Genomic DNA, 6,352 nt, shown 5'->3' on the forward strand with positions numbered 1-6,352 from the left:
TTTCATGTCTTCATCTTATGAAACTTCGGACTCCATGAAAATAAGCATACCTCACACATCTCGCAGTCTCTTATCTACTGCCTCATCGAACACAGCGCGACGATATTTCGCTGGAAATACCAAGTGATAAAGCAATGTTGTTACGTTATGTCGCTTATGTATATATTCGCTCACGCGAATATTTTACGCCCCAAGGGGCGAGGAATTAAACCCGGTAGAGATTAATAGAAATACCTATTGATCACGGATATATGCAACTTGGCCCGATCGTCCCTAGATCACTCACTAAAAAGCAAATAACTCGATAAGAAATTCATAACATACTGAATTAAAACATAGATAATATTTAACATTACTATTTAGAATAATTACCATAATTATTGACGTGGTCAATATTCCCACGTATAGTACTGACGTGCGGGAAAATATCTCGCACTATTTGATGTCATTTATCAAGATTAGGAAAAACTAAATTGATGAGAATTTAATTTTCAAAGGAAAACTACAATGAAATTAATGACGAAAAAATCCGCAATGACCACAGTCGCCGAAACATTAGCGACCTACGTAATATCGTTACTTATTTATGAAAAAAATTCAGCGACATAAAAACCTAATTTATCAAGCTACTTGATGATGCGAGTATGTTGTGAGCAGATGATAGTATTAGTTGCTGGCTAATACTGATAATGTAACAACAAACGTATTCAAATACGCAGTCTAATTTGTAATCGCTAATTTTGAGTCGAAAAGACAACCATTGTAACAAATACATATAATTAAGATCTTTTGCTCATTTTACACAGCTCTAATTCTACTTTCGCCTTGAGAGAAAATTTCTCGGCTCACGAAAACCAACCATCATCAAGCGATAGCTTAATAAAATAAATTTATATAACTGCTTAGAATGGATTTCTCTCGTCTGACAGTATTTTAAATCTGATAAATCGCTGGTCGACTGACTTTGCCATACTATGTTAGAAAATATAAGCTTCCAACATTTCATCTAGCAAAGTCACCAGATCTGCCGGTGGATCAAATGCGTTAAGTGATACTTTTTGTGGAATTGGCACGCAGTATTCGGGGGAGTACTGTCAGCAACTGAAGAAATTCTCGATCAAGACCTTCATAGTTAGGTTTGCGATCACTCTTCCCAAAAAATGCACAACCCCATGATAGATAAATACATTATATTGGAATATCAGAAACCAGTACCTTACGTATTTCGACATTAATAAAGCTTTCCGTCTCTGAATAGTAGGTATATTTATTTTGATGATGCATCTCTGGAAGATGTTCACGAAATTTCCGATCAGAAATAGAACAATACTCGAAAGAAGCTACTACACAAGGAAAACTCAATGGAGGGTGTTATTTAAGAAATCCAAGGCGTGAATAATAGTTTTCATTCACAAGTAATATCAAGTGAATTAGATAACCTTTTAAAGCAATTTATTAAATTTTGGGTAGTACCGTAATCTCTTCAAACTCATCAAAGGAGTCTTATATGACCGGAGATAATCTCATGAAATCACATATTATTTTATCGAATATAGTGCAGCGGACAAATGCTACATCCATGGCAATATTATTTATCATGTACATGATTCTTGCTCCCTGGGTATCAGCACAAGCAGCACCACTACCTCCCGGAACCACTGGAATCAAATGGAATCCAGGTCATTATTACACCATTCAAAATTGGGCAAACGACGACCCAATCTATATGGCAAAAGTTTACAAAGAACTTCAAGCAACGCCTGCACTGCGCGGAATGCAGCTACGATACTTATGGGGCTGGCTGGAAAAATCTCCCGGCGTATATGATTTCTCATCCATCGACAAGCATCTTGCCAAACTCACTGCTATGAACAAACGCTTGGTTATTCAGGTGCAGACAAAATCATTCGAGGCTGACTGGAAGCTCATACCGGATTATTTAAAAGCACCCAAATATGAAGGTGGTGCATTTCCATTCAGAGATTGGGGATCAACTACCATCGATGGTCGAAATATTAAATTATGGAATCCCTATGTACGCGACCGCTTGATCGCCTTATTCAAGGCATTGGGTCAGCGTTACAATTCTCATCCGAATTTCGAAGGGATCGGCATGATAGAAACGGCCATGGGGCAATCGACCACACCGCTGACAACGGCTCAGGCTGACAAATGGTTTGACAATTTAATCATTGTACAACAGAAAACACGCACATTTTTTCCCAATACCATGACGATTCAAGAAATCAACTATCCACGCGAATATCTCAAGCAAATCACTTCAGCGATGGTGAAAATGGGAGGAACTCTCGGATGTCCTGATGTTTATCCTGATGAACCAGGTTTAAACTTTCCTGGAGATCAATATTCTCCCCCAGGCGCTTACAAGTATTTCTCTCAACTTTCGGGCACAGTGCCTATCGCACCGACAGTTGAGAAAGTCAATTATTTAAATACACGCGGCGATAAAAAAGGTCATGTACCAACTATCCAAGAACTCCTGGTATTCGCACGCGATGATTTAAAATCTAATTATATATTCTGGCAACGCGTTCCAGAATACGTCAATAAAGTATTAGAGGTAATGAGCTATAACAGTCAGAAAACTACAGCATCAGGTGGCTTGGCAGCAGCCTGCCCAAGCACTTATTCTTCTTGTATAAGGAATTAATAATTTTTTCCAATTGTATGATGACTAGTAGTTGCTACCAGATCACTAGTGACCTAATAGCACTGAGCAATACTTTTGTGGGATGCATATGCAGTATTCAGAGGAGTCCTTATTGTAAGCAACTCAAGCAATATCGCACAAGGCCCTCATTAATAGGATTACGCATCTCGTTTCCCACAAATAATAACTATATGATAAGTAAGATAATCGAACTCTAATGAAATCTTAAGAGCCAATAGCTTATATATTTCAACATTGAAAAATTTTCAACTTTGGAAGCAGGCATTATCTTTTCTACATTATGCAGTTCTGAAAGGCGCTCACGAATTTCTCCAATCAGAAATAAAACAATACTCGAGAAAAGAGATTGCTGTAAAAAAACTCAATGGAGGTAATCATGTGTAAATAATTTTCATTTGCAGATTGCAGCAAACCTTCCGGAACATTTCTTCAAATTTTAAACGACACAATAACCTGCTCATACACAACAAAGGAATCTGATATGAAAATTGATAATTTTATGAAACGAAACGTTATCTTACCGATTAAAAATAAACGAATAAATACTCTATCCATTGTGGTTTTATTCGTTCTATGCATAATGCATGCTTCTTTCGGAACAGCACAAGCAGCGCCAATACCTCCCGGAACCACTGGGGTAAAATGGAACCCAGGTCACTATTACACCATTCAAAATTGGGCTAATGACGATCCGATTTATATGGCAAAAGTTTATAAAGAATTAAAAGCAACGCCTGCATTGCGTGGAATGCAAATGCGTTTCTTATGGGGCTGGTTGGAGAAATCACCGGGCGTTTATGATTTCTCCATAATCGATAAACATCTTTCCAAACTTACTGCCATGAACAAACGCCTGGTTATTCAAGTACAGACAAAATCATTCGAGGCTGACTGGAAGCTTATACCAGATTATTTAAAGGCAGCTAAATATGAAGGCGGTGCATTTCCATTCAGAGACTGGGGATCTAAAACTATAGACGGCTATAATATTAAGCTATGGAACACGAATGTGCGTGACCGACTTATTGCCTTACATAAGGCACTGGGTAAGCGCTACAATTCACACCCCAATATTGAAGGTATTGGCATGATAGAAACGGCCATGGGACAAGCGGTAAAACCATTGACAACCGCGCAGACAGATAAATGGTTTGACAATTTAATCATTGTGCAACAAAAAATGCGTACATTCTTTCCCAACACCATGACGATTCAAGAAATAAACTATCCACGCGAATATCTAAAACAAATCACTACCGCAATGGTAAAAATGGGAGGTGCGCTCGGTTGTCCGGATGTCTATCCGGATGAACCCGGTTTAAATTTTACTGGTTCTCCTAAAGGCGCTTACCATCATTTCTCTCAACTATCCGGAGTTGTACCTATCGCTCCAACAGTTGAGAAGGTCAATTATTTAAATACGCGCGGTGATAAAAAAGGCCATGTACCGACCATTCAGGAGCTTCTAGTATTCGCGCGCGATGATTTAAAAGCCAATTATATATTCTGGCAACGCATCCCCAAGTATGTCAATCAAGTTCTAGAGGTAATGAGCTTCAAAAATCAAAGAACTACTCCTTCAGGGGGCTTGAAAGCAGCCTGCCCGAGTGCTTACCCTTCGTGCATAAAGAATTAATTACTTTATACCTGTAGTAGTCACGACCGGACTCGACAAATACTTCACCAAATTTCGTAACTGTCGATTCAGGTCTAAACTACTACAAATAATTCGCTGGTCAGTTCGCCCTTTAATGTTACGCCAGAAAATTACCCGTCTGATAAAACAGATACCAAAACTACTGATTGTTTAGTAGGGTTAAGCTGATACTTCTGTGGATATTCATATGCCGTATTCTCTTGAAAATGATCAGCAACACAAATAATTCTTGTAAAAACTCCCAAAGATAGTTTTTGTATCACATCTCCAGCATAGCCTGCTAGGCAAGCCGAAGAGAATAAGAGCGATCATCTGAACATTAGAAAAACCAACCTTCTGCTTTTACAGCAGCATTCAAAAAATCTCTGGCTCGGGTTAGTAAACATTATTTTCTGAATAATGCATTTCTGAAAGACGCTCACGAATTTCTCCAATCAGAAATAGAACAGTACCCGAAACCAGAGATTACTTTAAGAAAAACTCAAGGGAGGTAATCATATGTAATAGACACGTAAACGGTTTTCAATCATAGGTTGTATTTCGTGAATTAGAAAATCTTCTGAAACATTATTCAAATTTTGGATAACACCAAAACTTCTTCAAAATCATCAAAGGAAACTTATATGGATAGAATAAATTTCATAAAATCGAGAATTATCTTACCCACCATTAACCGACGGATAAATGCTCTAGCCATTGCGGCATTATTCGTTATATGCATGATTGTTGCACCTGCTGGAATAGTAGGTGCAGCCCCAATTCCAACTAAAAGCACCGGCATAAAATGGCATCCAGGTCACTATTACACCATTCAAAATTGGGCTAATGACGATCCGATCTACATGGCAAAAGTCTATAGAGAATTAAAAGCAACACCTGCGCTGCGTGGAATGCAACTACGGTACTTATGGGGCTGGCTGGAAAAATCTCCCGGCGTATATGATTTCTCATCCATCGACAAGCATCTTGCCAAACTCACTGCTATGAACAAACGCTTGGTTATTCAGGTGCAGACAAAATCATTCGAGGCTGACTGGAAGCTCATACCGGATTATTTAAAAGCACCCAAATATGAAGGTGGTGCATTTCCATTCAGAGATTGGGGATCAACTACCATCGATGGTCGAAATATTAAATTATGGAATCCCTATGTACGCGACCGCTTGATCGCCTTATTCAAGGCATTGGGTCAGCGTTACAATTCTCACCCGAATTTCGAAGGGATCGGCATGATAGAAACGGCCATGGGGCAAGCGGTCACACCGCTGACAACGGCTCAGGCTGATAAATGGTTTGACAATCTAATCATTGTGCAACAGAAAGCACGTACATTTTTTCCCAACACCATGACGATTCAAGAAATAAACTATCCACGCGAATATCTCAAGCAAATCACTTCAGCCATGGTAAAAATGGGAGGGGCTCTCGGTTGCCCGGATGTTTATCCGGATGAGCCAGGGTTGAATTTTCGTGGTAATCAGTATTCCCCCCCAGGAGCTTACAAGTATTTCTCTCAGCTCTCAGGAATTGTACCTATCGCACCGACAGTTGAGAAAGTCAATTATTTAAATACGCGCGGCGATAAAAAAGGCCATGTGCCAACAGTTCAGGAGCTTTTGGTATTCGCACGCGATGATTTAAAATCCAATTACATATTTTGGCAACGCATCCCCAAATATGTTAATCAAGTTTTAGAGGTAATGCGCTGGAAAAGGCAAACTAGCACTCCGTCCGGTGGTTTAAGATCTGCCTGCCCAAAGGCATATCCTTCTTGTATATGGAATTAGTATTTTTCTGATATACAGTAATCACGATCTGATCTGGCAATCACTCGATTTAACGTAGTGATTGCCAGATCAGATCTACACAAGTACGAGAAATGTCGCGTAGCTCGGTTACCAAACACGGCAAACTAATCTTGTGTTTGATATATTAATCTGTTTAAAACTACATAGTCGGCCCTGAAAAACCGCATCAATCGCTATCTTAGATCAGCCGCTTCA

At 39.2% G+C, this 6,352-nt stretch carries 3 protein-coding genes and 1 pseudogene; 3 read left to right on the top strand and 1 reads right to left on the bottom strand.

Translation table 11 applies throughout. The features are described from left to right. Positions 1-54: 54 nt before the first annotated feature. Positions 55-174, bottom strand: a pseudogene (locus QZV86_RS13085) (transposase); the annotation flags it as partial. Between the two features lie 1,333 nt (positions 175-1,507). Here QZV86_RS13085 and QZV86_RS13090 point away from each other — a divergent pair. The 3 genes from QZV86_RS13090 (at position 1,508) to QZV86_RS13100 (ending at position 6,136) form a co-directional block, all read left to right on the top strand. Further along, positions 1,508-2,671 (top strand): glycoside hydrolase, encoded by a 1,164-nt coding sequence (locus QZV86_RS13090; RefSeq protein WP_295628998.1) that lies wholly within the window; start codon positions 1,508-1,510, stop codon positions 2,669-2,671. Positions 2,672-3,173: 502 nt separating this feature from the next. Continuing rightward, the gene (locus QZV86_RS13095; protein ID WP_295629001.1) at positions 3,174-4,328 is read left to right on the top strand and encodes a glycoside hydrolase; all 1,155 of its coding nucleotides are present in this window, start codon (positions 3,174-3,176) and stop codon (positions 4,326-4,328) included. A 644-nt stretch (positions 4,329-4,972) separates the two neighbouring features. Further along, positions 4,973-6,136: a glycoside hydrolase gene (locus QZV86_RS13100; RefSeq protein ID WP_295629003.1), complete on the top strand. Its 1,164-nt coding sequence runs from the start codon at positions 4,973-4,975 to the stop codon at positions 6,134-6,136. Positions 6,137-6,352: the final 216 nt, after the last annotated feature.

It is taken from the genome of uncultured Nitrosomonas sp. (genome assembly GCF_902826915.1).
Classification (GTDB): Bacteria; Pseudomonadota; Gammaproteobacteria; order Burkholderiales; family Nitrosomonadaceae; genus Nitrosomonas.

Bases quoted from the DNA above. Each gene is read 5' to 3' on its own strand.
- QZV86_RS13090 (WP_295628998.1), top strand. From the start codon at position 1,508: ATGACCGGAGATAATCTCATGAAATCACATATTATTTTATCGAATATA.
- QZV86_RS13095 (WP_295629001.1), top strand. From the start codon at position 3,174: ATGAAAATTGATAATTTTATGAAACGAAACGTTATCTTACCGATTAAA.
- QZV86_RS13100 (WP_295629003.1), top strand. From the start codon at position 4,973: ATGGATAGAATAAATTTCATAAAATCGAGAATTATCTTACCCACCATT.